Below are 20,543 nucleotides of genomic sequence, written 5' to 3' on the forward strand. Positions count from 1 at the left end.
CTCCCCGCTTGCCGTTCCGGCCGCAAGATCAGTCCTCGAGCGTCGCCATGAGCACGCCGAGGAGGCAGCCCTTCTCGTATTCGGCGAGATTCACGTATTCCTTGAGGGTGTGTATCTCGGCCTGGCCGGCACCGATGGTGATGGTCGGAATTCCATGCTTGTCGAGCCAGTTGGCGTCGAGCCCGCCGTTGGAGAACAGATAGGTCGGCTCGCTGCCGAGCAGTCTCAGCGCTCTGGCGGCACGCTCCACGACCGGGCTGTCCTTGGCGAGTTCGAAGGGCGGATAGGCCGGGGCATGCGTAAAGCTGACCTCGGCGGTTTGTCCTTCGTGATCCGTCACGGCCGCCGCAGCCTTGGCGAAAGCCTCCTTGTAGCCTTCGACGATGCGCGCCGCGAAGGCGGCTTCGGGGCTGCGCGCCTCGCCGCGGATATAGGCATAGTCCGTCACGACGTTGGTCGCGTCGCCCGCCGGCTTGCCGTCGCGGCCGCCGAAGATGCCGACATTGCTCGTGCCGCTGCCGTCAGGCCTGACCACCTTGCCGAACCAGCCGGCGCGGTGGGCCTCGGCGAGCGCGATCGCGCCGACCAGGGTCGCCGAGATGCCCTCGTCGGGCGCGACGCCGGCGTGGGAGGCGCGCCCCTTGATCGCAACCTCCCAGTTCTCCTGGCCGACGGCTCCGACGATCAGTTCGGATGCGAGCTGACCGTCGACGTTGATACACATCACCGGGCCGCCGAGGTCCGCCGGGTTGAGCTCGCGCGCGCCGTGCAGGCCGCTCTCCTCGCGCACGGTGAAGAGCAGCGTGATCGGCGGATGCGGAAGATTGTTCCGGATGAGCGTCTCGGCGAGCACGACAAGGAGGGCGACGCCCGTGCGCGCATCGCCGCCGAGCGCCGTCGTGCCATCCGAGACGATGCGGTCGCCCTCGCGCCGGGGCTTGGCGCCGGCGCACAGCGGCACCGTGTCGAGATGCGTCGAAAACAGCAGCCGCGGCCCGGGCCGCGTGCCGGCGAGGTCCACGATGAGATTGCCCGTCTGCGTCGGCAGCGGGATGCGCTTGTTCGCGTCGTCGAAACGGATCGCGGAAGCGGGAACACCGATCTGCTTCAGCGCGTCACTGACGGCGGCGGCGATGGCCGCTTCCTGTCCTGTCACGCCTTCGACCGAGAGGAAGCGCATGAGGTGATCGATCGCGGCATCGACGTCGAGAGGGATGGAGGGGCTGCTCATGATGTCCACCCGATCAGTTAGGTGTTGTCTCGTCGGGGGCTGCGGCGGTAGGGCCCGTCACAGGCCCCATGGCAGGCCGAGCATCTTCCAGACGGCGAAGAGCGCGGTCCACAGCACGAACATCCAGACGACGTAGGGAAGCATCAGCGAGACGATCGTGCCGACGCCCGCCGTTCGGTCGTATTTCTGGGCGAACCCGACGATGAGGGCGAAATAGGCGTTGAGCGGCGTGATGGCGTTCATCGGCGAGTCACCGACGCGGTAGGCGGCCAGCACCGCCTCCGGCTCGACGCCGAGCTTCATCAGGAGCGGCACGAAGACCGGCGCGAAGATCGCCCACTTGGCGATGGCGCCGGTGAGCAGCAGGTCGATGATGGCGACCACGACGATGAAGCCGATCAGCAGCGGCAGCGGCCCGATGTTGGCGGCCTGCAGGGCGCCCGAGAGGCTGAGCGCCATGACGGTGCCGATGTTGGTGTAGGTGAAGTAGGAAACGAACTGGCTCAGCACGAAGAACAGGAAGATCGTGCCGCCGAGGCTCTTGACCGACTTCTCGATGGCCGCGATCACCTCGGGCAGGGTACGCAGCGTGCCGGCACCGATGCCGTAGGTCCAGCCGGAGACCAGGAACACCAGCATGATGAGGGCTATCAGCCCGTTCATGAACGGCGAGTTGCCGATCAACTCGCCGGTTTCCGGATTGCGCAGCGGCGATCCCGAGGGGATCGTCAGCAGGCAGAAGACCGCGATCAGCCCGAGCAGGCCGAGGCCGGCAAACCGCAAGCCGCGCGATTCCTGTTCGCTGAGCATGGCGTTCTGGTCCGTCGTCGTGCCCTCGGCGGCCTTGGCGGGGTCGTAGGGCCCGAGACGCGGCGCGATGATCCGATCCGTGATGAAGGCGATGAGGACCGTCAGGAAGAGCACGGAGGCGATCGAGAACCAGACGTTCGAGGCAAGGCCGATCGAGCGGTTGGGATCGACGAGACGCGCCGCGTCGTTCGTGAACTCGACGAGCACGGCGTCGAGCGGCTTGATCAGCATGTTGACGGTGAAGGCACCGGCCACGGCGGCAAAGCCGAGGGCGAGCCCGGCGAGCGGATGCCGTCCGACGGCCAGATAGGCGATGCCGGCGAGCGGGATGAGGACGAGATAGCCGGCATCGGCGGCGATGCTGGCAAGAATGCCGACGAAGGACAGGATATAGGTCAGCGCCCAGCGCGGCGAGACGATCACCAGCTTGTGGATCAGCGCCGTGACGAGCCCGGATTCCTCGGCGACGCCCGCGCCGATCATCGCCACGATCATGAGCCCGACGGCCGTGAAGCCCATGAAATTCGGGATCAGCGACGTGTACATGAAACGGATACCGTCCACCGTCAGCAGGCTGCGGATTTCGGTGCGCGCGCTCTCGATCTCGTGCGTGTCGGGATTGATCCGCTCGAAGGCCACCGATGCCCCGAAGAGGCTGAGCAGCGCCGACAGCACGACCACGATGCCGATGAGGATCAGAAAGATGACGACCGGATGGGGCACCATGTTGCCCACCTTCTCGACGCCATCGAGAAACCGCTGCATCGTCGTTTTCGGTACGGCAGTTGCTGTGGACATGCCATGCCTCCCCAGGAGCTGCGCGCTCGCGCGGAGCGGGCGGTCCAGTCATCTGACGGCCCGCACCTGGCATCGGCCCAACGTTCCCGGCACAGGTCTCCGGCTCGGACCTTAATTGCTTGGGCGTGGAGGTCATCGGCAAGGAATCCCAAACTTTGGCCTCCTTGTCCCAAATTCCGGATACAAAAAGCCCGGCTTCCGGGGCCCGCTTGCTGCTGTCTGGGCGGGGCAATACTGTATATTCTTGAGCCTCCCACCTTCCCCACCATCCGGATGGAGAAACGCCAGCGATGCCAGTGCGCCGTTATGGGTCACCCTCCGCATCCGGATCCTCCCGCCGTTCCAGCGATGCGCAGCCGCATGCGGGTGCCGGTTGAGCGTGTGGTCAGGCTACGCCTGGCGACTGGTGGCTGCCTGCCTCGCCCTCGGCGCCGCAGGCTGCGCGTCGAGGCAGGGGCTGCTGCAGCCGGTCGAGCCGGCCCCCGATACGGATCGGGTGACGATCCTCGCGGCAACCACCCGCGCCCCTGATCCGGATGCCGGCATTCTGTTTTCCGGCGAGCGCGGCGACGGCGTTTCGTTCAGCAGCATCGTCGTTTCCATCCCGCGCGCGCGGGAGATCGGCACCGTCCAGCTGCCTCGCACCGTGCCGGGCAATCCGGCGACGGATTTCGTCGTCGTCTCGGCCGAGCCGGTGGCGAAATCGGAGCTCACCGGCTGGTTCAGGTCCGCCGGCGCGCGCAAGCGGCGCATCTTCGTCTTCGTGCACGGTTTCAACACGCCGTTCGACCGCGCCGTCTTCCGCTTTGCGCAGCTCGCCCATGATACGGACGCGGCGGCCGCACCGGTCCTGTTCTCATGGCCCTCGCGCGGCCGCCTGCTCGACTACCGGCGTGATTTCGACAACGCCACCTACTCGCGATCCGACCTCGCCTATCTGCTGAAGGCCGCGGCGAACAGCCCGTCGGTCGGCGAGATCGTCATCCTCGCCCATTCCATGGGCGGCTGGCCGGCGGTCGAGGCCGTCAGGCAGCTCGCCCTCGAACGGGGCGGCGTTCCCCGCAAGATCAGCAATCTCGTCCTGGCCTCGCCCGATCTCGATATCGGCGTGTTCCGACGGCAGGTCGAGGATATGGGTCCCCGCCGCCCGCACATCACACTGTTCGTCGCCCGGCATGACAGGGCGTTGCAGCTCTCCCGCTTCATCTCGCGCGGGGCGACGCGCCTCGGCGGGATCGACCCGGCCCGTGAGGATTATCAGCGGCAGCTGTCGGGACTGTCCGGCGTTAAGGTGCTCGACCTGACCGCGATCCGGGCCGGGGACCGGGTCAATCACGATCTCTTCGCCGCCAGCCCCGATGCCGTCCGCCTGATCGGCGACAGGCTGCTTCAGGGCCAGGTGATCACCGATTCCGACGTTTCTCCCCCGCTCCTCGCGGCCGACGCCCTCGGCTCAGCCGCCGGCCTCATCGTCACCGCGCCGATCCGCGTGTTCGACATGGCGGCCTCGCGGTGAGGGTTGACGCCGCGACGCCAGGAGGAGCAAAGTCATTCGCGTGGTGAGAGCCCCACGCGGGGCCACTATCCGCCGATTTCACTGGGCACACCCGCTATTTCCAGTCTCGACACAAGCCGCCGGATGCCAGCTAGGACACGAATACCCTGACGAGAACGACAGACAGCTGGAGAATTCCATGCATGCGCGTTCGTCTGGCCACTCGGATACGGAAACCGGCTCCTTTTCTGTAGATTACTGGCCGGCAGAAGAATGGCATGCCGGCCGACCCGACGGATGGAATGCCGCCCGAAGCATCGACCCTCGTCCGCTACGGGCGGTCACGAACCGCGCTACCGCAGAAAGTGTCTCCTGGAGGCTCGGAGACATCGTCTTCACCCGTACCCTCTGCTCGGGAGCGCCGTTGCTGCTGAGGCGCCGCACCCCGGGATCCTTGGGCGATCACTGGCGTGTTACGTTTGCTCGCCCTCTTCGACAGGACGGGTCTTTCCCGGTCGTCCCGCACGAGGCCAGGAGTGCCCGCCCCCGGTCTCCGCCCGGGGTGGGACCGATCAAGGACTGGGAGATTCTGACCCTCCATATTCCCCGGCGGTCGGACTGGGCTGACGAGGACGAGCAGTCACGGCGGCGCGAGGTGAATCCGCAGATGGCCGGCCTGCTCGCAGGTTTCATGGACACACTCTGCCGCCTGCTGCCGAACATGTCCGCCGAGCATGCGCATAGCCTCTCTGCGGCCACGCGCGCGCTGGTCGCGGCCTGCGTCACGCCCTGCCTCCTCCGCACGATCGGTGATCTTCCTCACGCATCCCGGCTGATCGACCGGGCACGGCTCCTCGTGCGCCAGAACATGGCCTGCCCCGAGTTCGGCCCGCGGCATCTGGCGCGGCTGCTGGCGATGTCGCGGTCGAAGCTCTACCGCCTGTTCGAAAATCATGGTGGCGTCGGCCATTTCATCAACCGGGAACGCCTGCGCGAGGCGCACCGGCGGCTGAGCTCCCATCAGGACGTGGCCTCGATCCACGTCATCGGTAACGAGGTCGGCTTCCTCGACCACTCGACTTTCAGCCGGGCATTCCGGCGGGAATTCGGCTACAGCCCGACAGAGGCACGCCTGCGCAGTCAAGCCCAGCAGCCCTCCCCCACCGGCACGTTCCTGCCCGAAGGAACAATGAGGCTTGAGCCCGGGCCAATGCCGCCAGCCTCTTCGCGCCGTGATACCGCGGCAACTGGCGCAACGCAGGCTTAAGGGCTCGGCGGCACATTCCGACGGCGCGCCGTGGACGCCTCTTCTCCGCGGCTCGCAATGCGGCGTCCCTTGCCTACACGGGTTGCCTGTCCGCCTCCCTCGGCCCGAAAGGATCACGAAACCCGGCGCGGAATTTGGGATGACCGGCGCAAAAGTGGGATTCTGTGCTCATCCACGCTCCGGGGACTGTTGCTAGCCTCCCTCTGCCAACCGGGGAAAGCTGAACGGCTCGGGCCGTCCAGGATCTGATCGCGGCCCTTTGCGCCGCACGATCGCCGGAGGAACGACGCGTGGGCTTCAGCGGCGGGTGCCGCGTGCCCGCTTCGGGTGTGGCGCAGCAGAGGTTGCGGGGTGCCGGCATGATCAGCTTGCGCGCGTGCGCGTTGCTTGCCCTGACCATGGTGCTCGCGGCGACAACCGCCTCCTGCCGGCCGGCCGGCGACGAGCCGCCTGCTCCCGTCCGGATGGTGCAGACCATCACGGTGGAGCCGGCGCCCAAGATGGCGGATTCCACCTTCACCGGCCACGTCGAGGCGCAGGATCAGGCGGTGTTGTCGTTTCGCATCGCAGGCCGGCTCTCCGAGCGCAGCGTCGGCGTCGGGGCCAGCGTCAGCGAAGGCGACACGCTCGCCCGGCTCGATCCCGAAGACGAACTCAATGAGTTGCGCTCCGCCAGGGCTGTCCTGTCAGCGGCTCTGAGCGATATGAGGAAGGCGGAAAACCAGTTCGAGCGGCTGCGCCACCTGCAGGAGCGCAACGTGGCGACGAGAGCTGATTTCGAGGCAGCCGAGCAGGCCCTCACGGCGGCCCGCGCCCAGGCCGATGCCGCGCAGGCCCGCGTGAGGAGCGCGGAGGACTTCGTCGGCTTCACGACCCTGAAGGCGGACGCGCCGGGCATCGTCACCAGGGTCGGGGCCGAGCCGGGGGAAGTGGTTCCTGCCGGCCGCATGATCGTTCAGCTCGCGCGGCGGGAGGGCCGCGACGCCGTTTTCGAGATACCGGACGATCTCATCCGCCGGATCGGGCCGGACGTAGAGGTGCGCGTGGCGCTTGCCGGCGATCCTTCGGTCTTCACAAGCGGCCGGGTTCGTGAAATCGCGCCGCAGGCCGATCCGGTGACGCGCACGTTCCGGATACGGGTCGGGCTGAGTGATCCGCCGCCGAGCTTCCGGCTCGGTACCGCCGTCACGGGCACGATCCGCGGCAGCGACGCAACCGCCGTTGCTCTACCCGCGGCCGCCTTGACCCGGAGCGAAGTGGGAACGGGCGTCTGGCTCGTCGATCCCGGCACCCTGACGGTCTCGCTGCGCAAGGTGGACGTGCTGCGCGACGATCCGGCGACGGCTCTGATCGGGCACGGCCTTGCCGCGGGCGATATCGTGGTCACGGCCGGCACCAGCCTCCTGCGGGACGGCCAGCAGATACGGCTGGCCGGGACGGAAGCGCCATGAGGTTCAATCTCTCCGAATGGGCGCTGAGGAACCGCTCCATCGTGATCTATCTCATGATCGTCGCGGTCGCAGCCGGCGTCTTTGCCTTCGTCCAGCTCGGGCGGAACGAGGACCCGGCGTTCGTGATCAAGACGATGGTCGTCTCGGCCGCGTGGCCAGGCGCGACCATGGAGGACACGCTGAGCCAGGTCACGGAGCGACTGGAACGCCAGCTCGAGGAGACGCCCGGCCTCGACACGGTGCGCAGCTACACCACCCCCGGCGTGACGACGATCTTCGTCAATCTCAAGCAGTCGCTGCCCGGACGCGACGTGCAGGGCACCTGGTTCAGGGTGCGCAACCTCGTCACCGACATCCGCCACACCCTGCCCGCCGGAACCCTTGGACCGTTCTTCAACGACCGGTTCGGCGACACCTTCGGCATCATCTATGGCTTCACGGCCGACGGCTTCACCGACCGCGAGCTGCGCGACCACGTGGAAGCCACCCGCTCGCGGCTGCTGCTCGTGCCCGATGTCTCCAAGATCGAGGTCATCGGCGCCCAGGACGAGCGCATTTTCGTGGAGTTCTCGGTTCGGGAATTGGCCAATCTCGGCATCGACCGCGGCGCCCTGCTGGCAGCCCTGCAGAGCCAGAACGTGGTGCGGCCGGCCGGCGTCATCCAGACGCAGGACGAGAAGTTCTCGGTGCGTGTCTCGGGCGCCTTCCAGTCGGAAGCAGACCTTAACAGCGTGAACTTCGCCGTGGGCGACCGGATGGTGCGCCTTGCCGACATCGCGACCGTGCGCCGGGGCTATGCCGATCCGCCGCAGCCCATGTTCCGGGTCAACGGCCGGCAGGCGATCGGCCTCGGCATCGCCATGCGCGACGGCGGCGACATCCTCGCGCTCGGCAGGAACGTCAAGGGCGCCATGGCGGAGATCACCGCCAACCTGCCGCTCGGCATCGAGCCGATGCTGGTGGCCGACCAGGCGGTGACGGTCGACCACGCCATCCACGATTTCATGACGTCGCTGTGGCAGGCCGTCGTCATCATCCTGACGGTCAGCTTCATCAGCCTCGGCGTTCGCCCGGGCCTCGTGGTGGCCCTGTCGATCCCCCTGACGCTCGCCATCGTCTTCGCCTGCATGCAGGTCACCGGCATCGACATGCAGCGCATCTCGCTCGGCGCCCTGATCATCGCGCTCGCGCTTCTCGTCGACGACGCCATGACCACGACCGACGCCATGGTCACGCGCCTCGCCGCGGGCGAGGAGAAGATGAAGGCGGCCACATACGCCTTCGAGAAATATGCCCCTGCCATGCTGGCCGGGACGCTGGTGACGATCGCGGGCTTCGTGCCCATCGGCTTTGCGGCGAGTTCGGCGGGCGAATACACCTTCTCGCTCTTCGCGGTCGTGACGATGGCCCTCGTCATATCGTGGTTCGTTGCCATCGTCTTCGCCCCGGTGCTCGGCGTTGCCATGCTGAAAGCCCCGAAGAGCGCCGATGCGGCCGGTCCAGGTCGCCTGGTGCTGACGTTCCGCAAGCTGCTGTCGGGAGCGATCAGGCTGCGCTGGGTGACGATCGCCGTGAGCGTCGGGCTGTTCGTCGCGTCCGTGCTGGCCCTGCCGCTGGTGCCGCGCCAGTTCTTTCCCGCGTCCGATCGCCCCGAACTCCTCGTTGACCTGACCCTGCCCCAGAACGCTTCCATCTATGCGAGCGCGGACCTTGCCGCACGCTTCGATGCGACGCTGCGAGACGATCCGGACGTCGAGCGCTGGAGCACCTATGTCGGACGCGGGGCGATCCGTTTCTACCTGCCGCTGAATGCACAGCTGCCGAACGATTTCTTCAGCCAGGCCGTGATCGTCGCGAAGGACGTGGCGGCGCGCGAGCGTCTGCAGATGAAGCTCGAGGCGCTTCTCGCGCGGGATTTCCCGAACGTCGTCGCGCGCGTCTATCCGCTCGAGCTCGGCCCGCCCGTCGGCTGGCCGGTGCAGTACAGGGTCAGCGGGCCGGAGATCGCGGAGGTCCGCGCCATCGCGATGCGGCTCGCCCAGCTGGTTGCGACCAACCCGCAGGCCAAGCAGGTCAACTTCGACTGGATCGAACCCGCCCGCGAGCTACGCCTGCGCGTCGACCAGGACGAGGCGCGCCGCCTCGGTCTGAGCTCCCAGGCGCTCGCCGCCATTCTCAACACCGTCGTCACGGGCACGGTCGTGACCCAGGTGCGCGACGCCATCTACCTGATCGACGTCGTCGTCCGCGCCCAGGACATGGACCGCGCCTCGCTCGACACCCTGCGCAGCATGCAGGTGGCCCTGCCGAACGGCCGTTCCGTCCCCATCTCGCAATTCGTCAGCTTCAGCTATGGCCTCGACACGCCCCTCGTCTGGCGGCGCGACCGGGTGCCGAACCTGACGGTCGCAGCCGACGTCACCCCCGGAACGCTGCCCGAGACGGTCGTTTCCGCGCTGCAGCCGAGGATCGACGAACTGCACCGCACCTTGCCGCCCGGCTACGGCATAGCGGTCGGCGGCACGGTCGAGGAAAGCGCCAAGTCGCAGGCCTCCGTGATCGCCGTGGTGCCCGTGATGCTGCTGATCATGCTCTCGGTGCTCATGGCGCAGCTCAAGCAGTTCCGGCTCCTCGCCATCGTCCTCAGCATCGCTCCGCTCGGCCTCATCGGCGTCGTCGGCGCTCTCCTCCTGTCGGGCAAGCCGCTCGGCTTCGTGGCGATGCTCGGCGTCCTCGCCCTCATCGGCATCATCACCAAGAACGCGGTGATCCTGGTCGGACAGATCGAGGACGAGCGGGCCGCCGGCAAGGGCGTTGTCGAAGCGGCGCTCGACGCGAGCACGACGCGCCTGCGGCCGATCGTCCTCACCGCCATCTCGACGGTGCTGGGCATGGTCCCCATCGCGCCAACCGTGTTCTGGGGGCCGATGGCTTTCGCCATTATGGGCGGGCTCCTGGTCGCGACCGCGCTCACGCTCGTTCTGCTGCCCGTCCTCTACGTCACCGCGTTCGGAGCCGACGCGCCCGCCCCGCGAGAGGCCGGCGTGCGCCGCCGAACACCTGCGGGAGCATCTGCGCCATGACACACGGTGAAGCCATGCACGCCAGACCGGCAGCCTCGCGGATCGGCGCGCTCGGGGCCCTGGCGATGGCGCTTGCCGCCTGCCAGAGCGAAGAGGCGCGCGAGCCCGCGGCGCGACCGGTCAGCGTCGTCACGGTCGAGGCCGGCAAGGTCGCGAACGACATCGAACTTGCCGGCGAGATCCAGGCGAAGAAGGACGTCGGCCTTGCCTTCCGCATCGGCGGCCGCGTCAGCGAGCGGCCGGTCAACATCGGGGATCGCGTCGGGGCCGGCCAGCTCGTCGCACGTCTCGACCCTTCCATCGAGCAGAATGCGCTCGCGGTGGCCAAGGCGGCGCTCGCGGCTGCCCGGGGCGAACTGGTCACCGCCCGCAGCGCCTTCGATCGCCAGGAGCGGCTGATGGCACAGGGATTCACGACCCGGCCACGCTTCGACCAGGCGCTGAGGGCACAGGAGACGGCCCAGGCCCAGCTCGAGAACGCCGAGGCGCAGGTGGCGCTCGCTCGCGATCGCCTCGCCTTCACCGAGCTGCGTGCGGACGCCGACGGCGTGGTGACGGCCCGCAACGTCGAGCCGGGTGAGGTCGTGCAGCCGGGCCAGGTCGTCGTGCAGATCGCCCGCGACGACGGCCGCGATGCCGTCTTCAACGTCCCTGCGCGATTGCTGGAGGCGCAGGCCGGCGACGCGACCATCCGCGTCGCGCTGGCTGACGCGCCCGAGGTGGCGGCAAGCGGCCACGTGCGCGAGATCTCCCCCCAGGCCGATCCGCAGACGCGGACCTTCGAGGTGCGTGTCGGCCTCCAGGATCCGCCGGAGGCGATGCGGCTCGGTTCGACCGTAATCGGTACTCTCGAGCTCACATCGGCCGCCATAGTCTCGATACCGGCCGGTGCGTTGACCCAGCAGGGCGCAGCGCCGGCCGTGTGGATCGTCGATCCCGGACAGATGACGGTGTCGCTGCGCAATGTCGACGTGCTGCGCTTCGACCCCGGAAAGGTCGTTCTTTCCCAAGGCCTGGAACCTGGCGAGATGATCGTCTCGGCCGGCATTCAGGCCCTGCATCCGGGCCAGCGGGTGGCGCCGTTGCAGGTCTCCGAAGAGGCTCCGCGTCAGGGAACGTCGGCGGTGCCGCCCTCCTGACGAGGCAGCTTTCCCCTGCGCCGGGCATCCCGACGCAGGCCGCTAGATCAAGGCTGGTCCTGGCAATGATCGCTTCGCGCAACAGATCCATCGACATCGTGCCCCTGGTGGGGGATGCCGGGCAGCTCAGGACCGGGCTCCTCGTCCTCGGTCTGTTCAGCTACGGTCCGCTGACCGGTTCGGCACGCGCCGTCGACGACCGATCCGGCGGGCAGCTGTCGCGGATCCTGGAGCACGGCGCGCTCGGCGAATCTGCCGGCGCGACGCTGCTTCTCCATCAGGTTCCCGGAATCGCCGCATCACGCGTCCTGCTTGTCGGTCTCGGGAGGGCGGAAGACTACTCGGACACGGCCTATCGGCGTGCGCTGGCCGCTGCTGCCTCAGCCCTGGCCGATGATGCCGCTGCGGACGCGATCGTGGCACTAGCCGAAAACGAGGTGCCCCGGTGCACCCTCGGCTGGCGGTTGCGGGTGGCGGGCCAGCTGCTCGCCGAGCAAGGTTGCCATTTCGGCGTTCACGCGCCGGCGCCGTCCCGCTGCGTGCGCGTCGTCATGCTGCTGATTGCGCAGGCCCTGACCTCGGAGTTGGTCGGCGCGTTGCGGCAAGGCGTGGCAATCGCGGAGGGCGTGGCCCTCGCCAAGGAAATGGGGAACCTCCCGACACACCCCGGCACGGCCGATCTCATCTGCGAGAGCGCGCAGGCGATGGGATGGGAGTTCGGCTTCGAGGTCAAGATCCTCGAGCATCGCCATTTCGAGGGGCTTGGCATGCCGGCATTCGCCCGCTCGGTGTGCACCGCCGGCTCCGCCTCCAGGATCATCGTGATCGGCTGCAAGGGACGACGGGAGAAGCGGCGTCCGGTCGTCTTCGTCGGCCATGGCACCGCTCAAGGAACGCGCGGTGCCGGCGCCGTTCTCGGCGCCTTGCGGGCCGCGGGCCTGCTTGGGCTCCCTGTCCATGCGGTCGGGCTGGTCTCTACGATCGAGGCCGCCTCTTCCCCCCTCCCCAACCTGCCTCGGCGCCTGCCCCTGCCGGCGGAGCCGATCGCGCTGCCGGGCGAGCCCGCACATCGCGCGCAGCTGCGGTGCGACGTGCTGACCTATGCCGGGCGCCTGGCACCGGCCTGCGTCATCGACGTCTCCACCGGGGTCGGGGCCTGCGCCGGGGTGCTCGGTTCCTATGCCAGCGGGCTCTTCGCCAATGACGACGCGTTGGCGAGCGAGTTGCTGACCTGCGGAAGCCTCGCGGGCGACCGGGTCTGGCGCCTGCCCATCTGGGACGACGAGCAGGCAGGGGCGGAAGATCCCACCGGGCCTGCAGTGCGGCCGCGAATGGCGGTGAACGCCCTCGCCCGGTGTGCCCGGACCTTTCCTTGGGCACATCTCGATGCGGCGGCGACCGCGACCGATGAAGGAGAAACGGGGGTCTCAACCGGCCGCCCCGTCCCACTGCTCGCGGAGTTTCTGATGGGCCGCGCGACGCGAGCCGAAGTGCAACAGGCCCACCGTCACCCTTCTTCACGCCGATAGAGGAGCAGCACCGATGAGCGATCTTGTCTTCATTGCCTTCCCCACCGAGCAGAAGGCGGAGGAGGTGCGCCAACGGGTTCTCGCGCTGCAGCGCGAGTATCTGATCGAGCTGGGCGATGCGGTCGTCGTGGTCAAGGACGACAAGGGGCAGATCAAGCTCAACCAGATGCTGAACCTGACCGCCGCCGGCGCCGCGTCAGGCGCGCTCTGGGGCGCCCTGGTCGGGCTCATCTTCCTGGCGCCGCTGCTCGGATCCGCAATCGGGGCCGCATCGGGCGCCCTGGGAGGCAAGCTCAGCGACGTCGGCATCAACGACCAGTTCATGAAGGACGCAGCGGACGCGCTGCAGCCCAATACCGCAGGGCTCTTCCTGCTGATCCGCAAGATGACCACCGACAAGGTCCTCGCCGATCTCAGGGGCATCGGCGGCACGCTGATGCGCACCTCTTTCGACGAGACGAAGGAGGCTGCCCTGCGCGAGGCTCTCGCAGCCTGCGCCGAGGCGGCGCCGCCGGCCGCCTCATGACGCCGGACTGGAGGCTGGCGGCGGAGGCGGAAAGGGCCGCATGGGCCGTGGCCACCGCCCGGCTCGACGACTTCCGGCCGCTGTCATCGGCGGAGGAGGATGTCGTCGCCAAGCTGCTGACCGGCCAGTTCGATCGCCTGGGGGACGGCACGCGTCCGGATGCCCCGGACCCGTTGCGGGTCGTCCGGGCCGCGTTCCTGCGTTTCCTCATCCTCGGCGGCGAGGAGGGCTGCCGCCCGCATGAGAAGGGCATCAGGATCACCGGCGCATGGATCACCGGCGTTCTCGATCTGGAGGCCTGCAGCGTGTTTCGGGACATCGGCCTCAACGACTGCCATTTCGAGGCGGCGCCGGTGCTGCGGGCGGCGATCATCAACCGGCTCTTCCTCAACGGCTCACGGCTTCCGGGCCTGCAGGCCGAGCGACTGGAGGCGCGCGGCGGCATCTATCTGCGCGGCGCGGAGGTGGAGGGCGAGATCAATCTCGAACAGGCGCGCCTCGGCAGCAACCTCGAATGCGACGGGGCGGTCATCCGCAACCCACGGAACCATGCCCTGCGGGCCCAGAGCCTGGAGGTGCGCAACGTTCTGCTGCGCGGAGCGGACCTGACCGGCAGCATAGCCCTTTCGGGCGCACATCTGACCGCGGACCTCGATGCCGCCGGCACGCGCATCAGCCGCCCCGAAGATGTCGCCTTCGACGCGAGCGAGGTCGAATGCCGCGGCAACGTCATGCTGCGCAGTGCCCATGTCGAGGGCGCGGTCCGGCTGATCGCCTCCCGGATCGACGGTGACGTGGATTGCACGGCAGCCGTCATCGAGAATGCCGGAGGCGGTGCGCTCGATCTCAGCCGCACGACGGTCAAGGGCGCCTTCTTCCTGCGCCGCGACGCCCGGCTCGACGGGATGCTGGCGCTGACGGGCGCCTCGTTGGGCACCATCCACGACGAGGCCGCCAGTTGGCCGGGGCCAGGCGACCTTCTGCTCAACCGCTGCCGGTATGAGGCTTTCATCGACGGGCCTGTCGACGCCGGGAGCCGCCTCGACTGGCTGGCCCGCCAGGCACCGGAGAGCTGGGGCGAGGATTTCTGGCCACAGCCCTACGAGCAACTGGCGAGCGTCTTTCGCGAGATGGGGCATGGCGAGGATGCGCGCGCCGTGTTGATCGTGAAGGAACGGCTGCAGCGCAAGGCGCGGCGCGCCCGCGCCCGTCATCCACTCTGGCGGCTGCTGCTCGCCGTGTCGGACGGTGTCCTTGGCGCAACGCTCGCCTACGGCCGGCAGCCGCTGCTCGCCATCCTGTGGCTGTTCGGCTTCTGGCTCCTCGGCGTCGCGGTCTTCACGCTTGCGGAACGACAGGGCGCCGTGATGCCCAACAGCCCGGTCGTCCTGCGCGCGCCAGACTGGACGCTTTGCGGCTTCGAGGAGCAGGAGCGACGGCCGCTGATCGCCTCGGGCGAGACGCATGGGCTGGCGGCTGCCGGACAGACACAGCTCGCCTGCTTCCGCGATCGCTGGGAGGCCTCGAGCTATCCGGCCTTCAGTCCCTGGATGTACTCGCTCGACACGTTGCTGCCCGTGCTCGACATGGGCCAGAGGGCCTTCTGGCGCCCCAATCCCACCAAGCCGGGCGGCGGGCTCGCGATCAGCTACTTCTATTTCCAGTCCATCGTCGGCTGGGCGCTGAGCCTGCTGGCCGTGGCGGGCTTTTCAGGATTGGTGAAGTCGTCGTGATGCGGCCGGCTCGCCCTGCAACCGGGATGGAAGAGCCGTGACCAGGAGCCCTTCGTCCCGCCCCGCGCCGCAAGCCCGCAACGGCCGGCCGCCCCCCCTCGCCATCGACCTCGCCCTGCAGGGCGGCGGAGCCCACGGCGCCTTCACCTGGGGCGTGCTGGACAGGATCCTGGAGGAGGACTGGCTTGAGATCGAGGCGATCTCGGGCACGTCGGCCGGCGCCATGAACGCGGCCGTGCTCGCTTCCGGCTATGCCGGCGGCGGGCGCGCGGGTGCGCGCGAGGCGCTCGGCCTCTTCTGGCGCCGCGTCGCCGAGGCGGCTCGCTTCAGTCCCTTCCAGCGCAGCCCGCTCGACGTCCTGCTCGGGCGCTGGACGCTCGACCATTCACCGCTCTTCGCCGCCATGGACATGATGTCGAGGGTCGTTTCGCCCTACAGCCTCAATCCGGCGGGCGCGAACCCGCTCGCGGGCATCCTGAGCGAGGTGATCGCCTTCGACAGGCTGGCCGACAGCCGCATCAAGCTCTTCATCACCGCCACCAACGTGCGCACGGGCCGGGGGCGCGTCTTCCGCAACGGCGAGATCACGGTGGACGTCCTCCTCGCCAGCGCCTGCCTGCCGACCCTGTTCCAGGCCATCGAGATCGACGGCGACGGCTATTGGGACGGCGGCTATTCCGGCAACCCGACAATGACGCCGCTGATCCGGGAAAGCAGCGCGCTCGACACCATCCTCGTCCAGATCAATCCGGTGGAGCGTCCGGGCACGCCGCGGCTGGCGCGCGACATTCTCAACCGGCTCAACGAGGTCTCCTTCAACGCCGTCCTGCTCAAGGAGCTGCGGATGATGGCCCTTCTGCGCCAACAGGCGAGTTCCGACGCCGGGGAAGGGTCCCGCTGGGCCCGCATGCGCATCCACCGGATCACCAGCGTCGTCATGACCGAGCTCGGCTATTCCTCCAAGCTCAATGCCGAATGGGCGTTCCTGTCCATGCTGCGCGACGAGGGCCGGCGCGCCGCGGAAGCCTTCTACCGGACGCACAAGGATGATCTCGGCAGGCGGTCGACGCTCGCGCTCGACGAACTGACCGAGGGGGTGTGACGCGCCACAGGGAGCCAGGAATTGCAGATGATCGCCGGCAAGGCCCAGCCAATCGCGCCGATCGTGATCGCGACCGTCCTGACGGTCGCGGCGCTGGCCGTAGCCAGCTCCGTCTTCGCGCCGATCGCTTTCGCCCTGTTCATCATCGCCCTCGTCTGGCCGTTGCAAAAGGCCCTGCAGGCCTTCCTGCCCCGGCTCGTGGCGCTTGCGCTCAGCGTCGTCGTCATGGTGGTCGCCTTCGGGGCCTTCGGTTCGCTGATCGTGTGGGCCTTCGGCCGCGTCGGCCGGTGGATCATCAGCGATGCGGCACGCTTCCAGTCCTTCTACGACGGCATCGTCCTGTGGCTCGAAGGACACGGCGTGGCCGTGGCCGGTGTCTGGTCCGAGAACTTCAACGTCTCCTGGATACTGCGCACCGCGCAAACGATCACCGGGCGGCTGAACAGCACGATGAGCTTCTGGCTCGTCGTGCTCGTCTATGTGGTTCTCGGCCTCCTGGAGGTCGACGACTTCGGGCGCCGGCTGTGCGCGATGCGCAACTGCGGGATGGCCGAGATCCTGCTCCGGGGCAGCGTCAGGGCGGCTGCCAAAATCCGCCGCTACATGCTGGTGCGGACGTGCATGAGCCTGATCACGGGCGTGCTCGTCTGGGCCTTTGCGAGGACCGTCGGCCTCCAGCTCGCCGAGGAATGGGGCTTCATCGCATTCTCGCTGAACTACATCCCTTTTCTCGGGCCGCTGGTGGCCACCGTCTTCCCGACGCTCTTCGCCATGACGCAGTTCGAATCCTGGCATGCCGTGATCGCCGTCTTTGCCTGCCTCAATCTCATCCAGTTCATCGTGGGCAGCTATGTCGAGCCCCGCGTCGCCGGCAGCGCCCTTTCGATGTCGCCGGTAACCGTCCTGTTCTCGGTCTTCTTCTGGAGCTATCTCTGGGGTGTCTTCGGAGCCTTTATCGGCGTGCCGATCACCGTCGCCCTCCTCACCTTCTGCGCCCAGCATCCGGCAAGCCGCTGGATGGCGGAACTGTTCGGCTCGCCGGAACAGGATGACGCGGCGACGGCAAGCGATGCGGCCCTGGAGGCCTGACTTGACCGCGATCGAAAGCACCGCCGCCGTCACAGCCGCCGCGATCGCACTGTTCGCCTGGAACAGGTTGCCGGTCGTCATCGTCGCCACGGGCGCCGCCCTGGCGCTGTGGGCCACCGGGGTCGTGACTCTCGACCAGGCACTCGCCGGCTTCGGCGATCGTGCGGTCATCTTCATCGCCAGCCTGTTCATCGTCAGCGCCGCCCTGGAGAGGACCGGCGTCACCGCCTGGGCCGGCCAGTTGCTGATCGCGAAGGCCGGCGACACGCGCACACGCCTGCTCATCATCATCATGACCGCCTCCGGCCTGCTGAGCGCACTGATCAGCGGTGGCGGAGCGGTGGCCGCGCTCATGCCGGTGGTGGTGATGGCGGCGATCCGGCTGCATCAGTCGCCGGCGCAGCTGCTGATGCCGCTGGCCTTTGCGGCCCATGCCGGTTCGAACGTCCTGCTGACCGGCGCGCCCAAGAACATCCTCGTCTCGGAAGCGCTGGAGGATGCCGGATTGCAGGGCTTCGCCTTCGCGGAATTCGCGCTCGTCGGACTGCCCCTCCTCGCCGGCACGATGGCGCTCATCCTGCTGCTCGGAAGGCACCTGCTGCCCGAACAGAGCGGCGCACGGCTGCCTGCGGACTTCAGCCGCCACGCCGAAACCCTGGTCGAACATTATGGGCTTCGGGATGGCGTCTTCCGGCTGCGCGTGCGCACCACCTCGCCGTGGGTCGGCAAGGCGCCGGCTGAACTCGACCTCGCCGGTCCGCGGCTCAGCCTCATCGCCGTGCAGGCCGGAGCCTCCGGGCTACCGCTGCGCGCACCGACCCTGTCGGAGGGAGACTATCTCCTGGTCCGGGGGGATGCGGAAGCGGTCGCGACGCTCGCGGCCGACATGCATCTCGCCCTGCGCGACGACGAAGCCGAGAATGGCCTTTTCAACCGGCGCTCGGGCCTTGCCGAGGTGGTCATCCCGCCGCGCTCGGCCCTGATCGGCAGCGCCATGTTTCCGGGCATGGTCACCGAGAGCGGCGACCTCGTCGTCCTCGCCGTCCAGCGCGCCGGCGTCGATCTCGATCCGGCGGAGGTGCTGCAGGCCGGCGACACGGTGCTGCTGGAGGGGACCTGGAAGGCGCTCGATCTTCACCTCGACGATCCCGACGTGCTCGTCGTCAACTCCCCCGAGCTCGTCCGGCGCCAGGCCGTACCCATGGGTGCGGGAGCGGGTATCGCCCTCGCGGTGCTCGGGGGCTTCGTCGTGCTGCTCGCCACCGGGATCGTGCCTCCGGCGGTCGCGGGGCTTATCGCAGCGGGCCTGCTCATCCTTGCGGGCACCGTCACCGTCGAGCAGTCCTATCGCGCGATCAACTGGACCACCGTGATCCTCGTCGGCGCGATGATGCCGCTGTCGACCGCCATGGTGCAGTCGGGCGCCGCGCAACTGGTTGCCGATCACCTCGTCGCACTGACGGGGGGCAACGGTCCCGTCGTCTTCCTCACCGGCCTCTTCGTGCTGACGGCCGGTCTCGGCCAGATCATGAGCAACACCGCGACGACGATGCTCGTGATCCCCATCGCGATGGCCGCGGCCGAAGGGCTCGGCGTCTCGCCGCGGCCCATCCTGATGAGCCTGTGCGTCGCCGGCGCGGCCTCGTTCCTGACCCCGATCGCCACCGCGACGAACATGATGGTGATGGGCCCGGGAGGGTACAGCTTCAACAGCTATTGGAAGCTCGGAGCGCCGCTGATGCTCTGGTTCTTCGTCGTTGCCGTATTCTACGTGCCGCTGGTCTGGCGCTTCTAGCGCCGCGCCGGCATCGCAGAGGCCCGATCCGCCCGAGGCAGCGGCTCGTCGATGCGGTCGATGAGATAGGGAAAGAACGGGTTCGACGACATGCGCAGCAGCGAATCGAGATTGACGATCAGTGCGCCGCGCTCCCCGCGTGCGGCAACCGCGCCGAGCCTGATGCCGAAGTCCTCCGCCGGGTCGGGTTTCAGCCCATAGAGCGAATCCGTGACCGGGAACGGCAGGGCGACGTGCGACAGCGAGAACACGTCGAAGGGATAGATCAGGCCGAGACCGCGCACGGTTTCGCTCGTCTGCCCCGCGTTCGTAGCCCGCTCGACGACCTCGCTCGAATCCTCGTCTGCATTCGTGATGATCGCCACCCGGAAGTTCCGTGGCGGCGGCGGCAGAATGCGCGTCAGCACCGTGTCGGATGCCGAATTCAGCAAAGGTCCGAGCTTGGTCGACCGGTTCAGGTCGAACAGGACGAGCTCGCTGCCATTGGCCGGCAGATGCGCGTAAAGCGCCGTGATGACCGCCCGGGTGCTGACGGTGAAGTCCATCACCGACTGGAAGGTGATCACGGGGGCGAGATCATCAAGACGGCGCGCGCGCGACAGGCGCACGATCTTTTGCTGCAGCGCCTGGGTCAGCAGGTGCGACTGGCGGGCGCCGTTCACCGGAAAGGAGTTGTACTTGAAGGGATTGAACTCGGGCAGGATGCTCAGCCACGCCGCCTTGGCGAAAGCCGGCAGGATCGCCGGCAGGCCGGCGAGCCCGGCAAAGCGCGCAAAGGCCGTGATGCCGATCATGGGCGAGATCAGAATGACGCGTTCCGGCCGCGCCAGCGTCGCGTCCTCGAGCGCTTCGAGGGCGTACATCAGGGCGAGTGCGCCGCCGTTCGAGAAGCCGACGAGATGGAGCGGCGCATCGGCCGGCGCCCGCTTGCGCCCTTCCCTGACCGCAAGATGCGTCGCCGCCAGCCAGTCCTCCCACTCCGCCTCGACGAGCCCGGCCGGCACCGTGCCGTGCCCCGGCAGCCGGATGGCGACGGCGACGAAGCCCCGATCGCGGTAATGGCGCGCGACGTGGCGCAGGCTGTAGGGAGAATCCGTCAGTCCGTGCAGGAAGATGGCGACGCCGACCGGCGGTCCCCGCGGCTCGAGGATGTAGGACCGGTTCCAGTCCTGGTCGAAGCGCCCGGGATAGATGGCGCTGCCGTCGAAATAGCGATTGACCGGAATGCGTTCGTCGGGCGCGAGCTTCTTCGTCACCTCCTCACGCACATAGGCGAAGGCGGCCTCCTCCGCCCGCAGGTAGTCGTCCCAGGAGGCGTGTTCGAGCTGCTTGGGAGAAAGTTCGTCCGGGATCGCGGTATGCCAGGGCTCGAGCGAGGGCCCTCGCTGGGTGTCGTAGATGCGCAGCGCCAGCAGGGACAGCGCGGCAACGAGGAGGATGACGGCTCCTCGTCTCAACGTCCTGGCGATGAAGCCGCGCATCTGCCCCCCACTTC

Annotated in this window: 14 protein-coding genes; 11 read left to right on the forward strand and 3 right to left on the reverse strand. The window is 68.2% G+C overall.

Annotated features, from left to right (window positions below; genetic code table 11):
* Positions 1 to 28: 28 nt before the first annotated feature.
* Positions 29 to 1,231, reverse strand: a complete 1,203-nt coding sequence (locus AL346_RS18915) for a M20/M25/M40 family metallo-hydrolase (RefSeq protein ID WP_040405382.1) — start codon at positions 1,229 to 1,231, stop codon at positions 29 to 31.
* Positions 1,232 to 1,288: 57 nt separating this feature from the next.
* Entirely contained in the window at positions 1,289 to 2,839 is a 1,551-nt protein-coding gene (locus AL346_RS18920) for an AbgT family transporter (RefSeq protein ID WP_026015473.1), read from the reverse strand.
* 379 nt (positions 2,840 to 3,218) lie between these two features.
* On the opposite strand from AL346_RS18920, the gene AL346_RS18925 reads away from it, so the two are divergent.
* The 11 genes from AL346_RS18925 (at position 3,219) to AL346_RS18975 (ending at position 19,048) form a co-directional block, all read left to right on the forward strand.
* Positions 3,219 to 4,355: an alpha/beta hydrolase gene (locus AL346_RS18925; RefSeq protein ID WP_245258949.1), complete on the forward strand. Its 1,137-nt coding sequence runs from the start codon at positions 3,219 to 3,221 to the stop codon at positions 4,353 to 4,355.
* Positions 4,356 to 5,001: 646 nt separating this feature from the next.
* A complete protein-coding gene (locus tag AL346_RS18930) occupies positions 5,002 to 5,601 on the forward strand; it encodes a helix-turn-helix domain-containing protein (protein ID WP_210168021.1) in 600 nt (199 codons plus the stop codon).
* A gap of 359 nt (positions 5,602 to 5,960) precedes the next feature.
* Positions 5,961 to 7,052 (forward strand): efflux RND transporter periplasmic adaptor subunit, encoded by a 1,092-nt coding sequence (locus AL346_RS18935; protein WP_082312648.1) that lies wholly within the window; start codon positions 5,961 to 5,963, stop codon positions 7,050 to 7,052.
* The gene (locus AL346_RS18940; RefSeq protein ID WP_019404131.1) at positions 7,049 to 10,135 is read left to right on the forward strand and encodes an efflux RND transporter permease subunit; all 3,087 of its coding nucleotides are present in this window, start codon (positions 7,049 to 7,051) and stop codon (positions 10,133 to 10,135) included. The genes AL346_RS18935 and AL346_RS18940 overlap by 4 nt, the downstream gene beginning before the upstream one ends.
* Positions 10,132 to 11,274 carry an efflux RND transporter periplasmic adaptor subunit gene (locus tag AL346_RS18945; protein WP_245258947.1) on the forward strand — a complete coding sequence of 381 codons (1,143 nt, stop codon included), beginning with the start codon at positions 10,132 to 10,134 and terminating at the stop codon, positions 11,272 to 11,274. Before AL346_RS18940 ends, AL346_RS18945 begins: the two co-directional genes overlap by 4 nt.
* A 65-nt stretch (positions 11,275 to 11,339) precedes the next feature.
* A complete protein-coding gene (locus AL346_RS18950) occupies positions 11,340 to 12,803 on the forward strand; it encodes a M17 family peptidase N-terminal domain-containing protein (protein WP_019404133.1) in 1,464 nt (487 codons plus the stop codon).
* A gap of 13 nt (positions 12,804 to 12,816) precedes the next feature.
* A complete protein-coding gene (locus tag AL346_RS18955; protein WP_019404134.1) occupies positions 12,817 to 13,329 on the forward strand; it encodes a DUF1269 domain-containing protein in 513 nt (170 codons plus the stop codon).
* Complete coding sequence (locus AL346_RS18960) at positions 13,326 to 15,062, forward strand: hypothetical protein (protein ID WP_019404135.1); 1,737 nt, start codon at positions 13,326 to 13,328, stop codon at positions 15,060 to 15,062. The genes AL346_RS18955 and AL346_RS18960 overlap by 4 nt, the downstream gene beginning before the upstream one ends.
* Before the next feature lie 37 nt (positions 15,063 to 15,099).
* The gene (locus AL346_RS18965) at positions 15,100 to 16,164 is read left to right on the forward strand and encodes a patatin-like phospholipase family protein (RefSeq protein WP_019404136.1); all 1,065 of its coding nucleotides are present in this window, start codon (positions 15,100 to 15,102) and stop codon (positions 16,162 to 16,164) included.
* Positions 16,165 to 16,191: 27 nt separating this feature from the next.
* Entirely contained in the window at positions 16,192 to 17,253 is a 1,062-nt protein-coding gene (locus tag AL346_RS18970; RefSeq protein ID WP_019404137.1) for an AI-2E family transporter, read from the forward strand.
* 1 nt (position 17,254) lies between these two features.
* Positions 17,255 to 19,048, forward strand: coding sequence for an SLC13 family permease (locus AL346_RS18975; RefSeq protein ID WP_026015474.1), 1,794 nt, complete (start codon positions 17,255 to 17,257; stop codon positions 19,046 to 19,048).
* Here the strand turns inward: AL346_RS18975 and AL346_RS18980 are convergent.
* Entirely contained in the window at positions 19,045 to 20,529 is a 1,485-nt protein-coding gene (locus tag AL346_RS18980) for a carboxylesterase (RefSeq protein WP_019404139.1), read from the reverse strand. The two genes, AL346_RS18975 and AL346_RS18980, sit on opposite strands and share 4 nt — an antisense overlap.
* Positions 20,530 to 20,543 lie beyond the last annotated feature (14 nt).

The organism is Chelatococcus sp. CO-6 (assembly GCF_001271345.1).
GTDB lineage: Bacteria > Pseudomonadota > Alphaproteobacteria > Rhizobiales > Beijerinckiaceae > Chelatococcus_A > Chelatococcus_A caeni.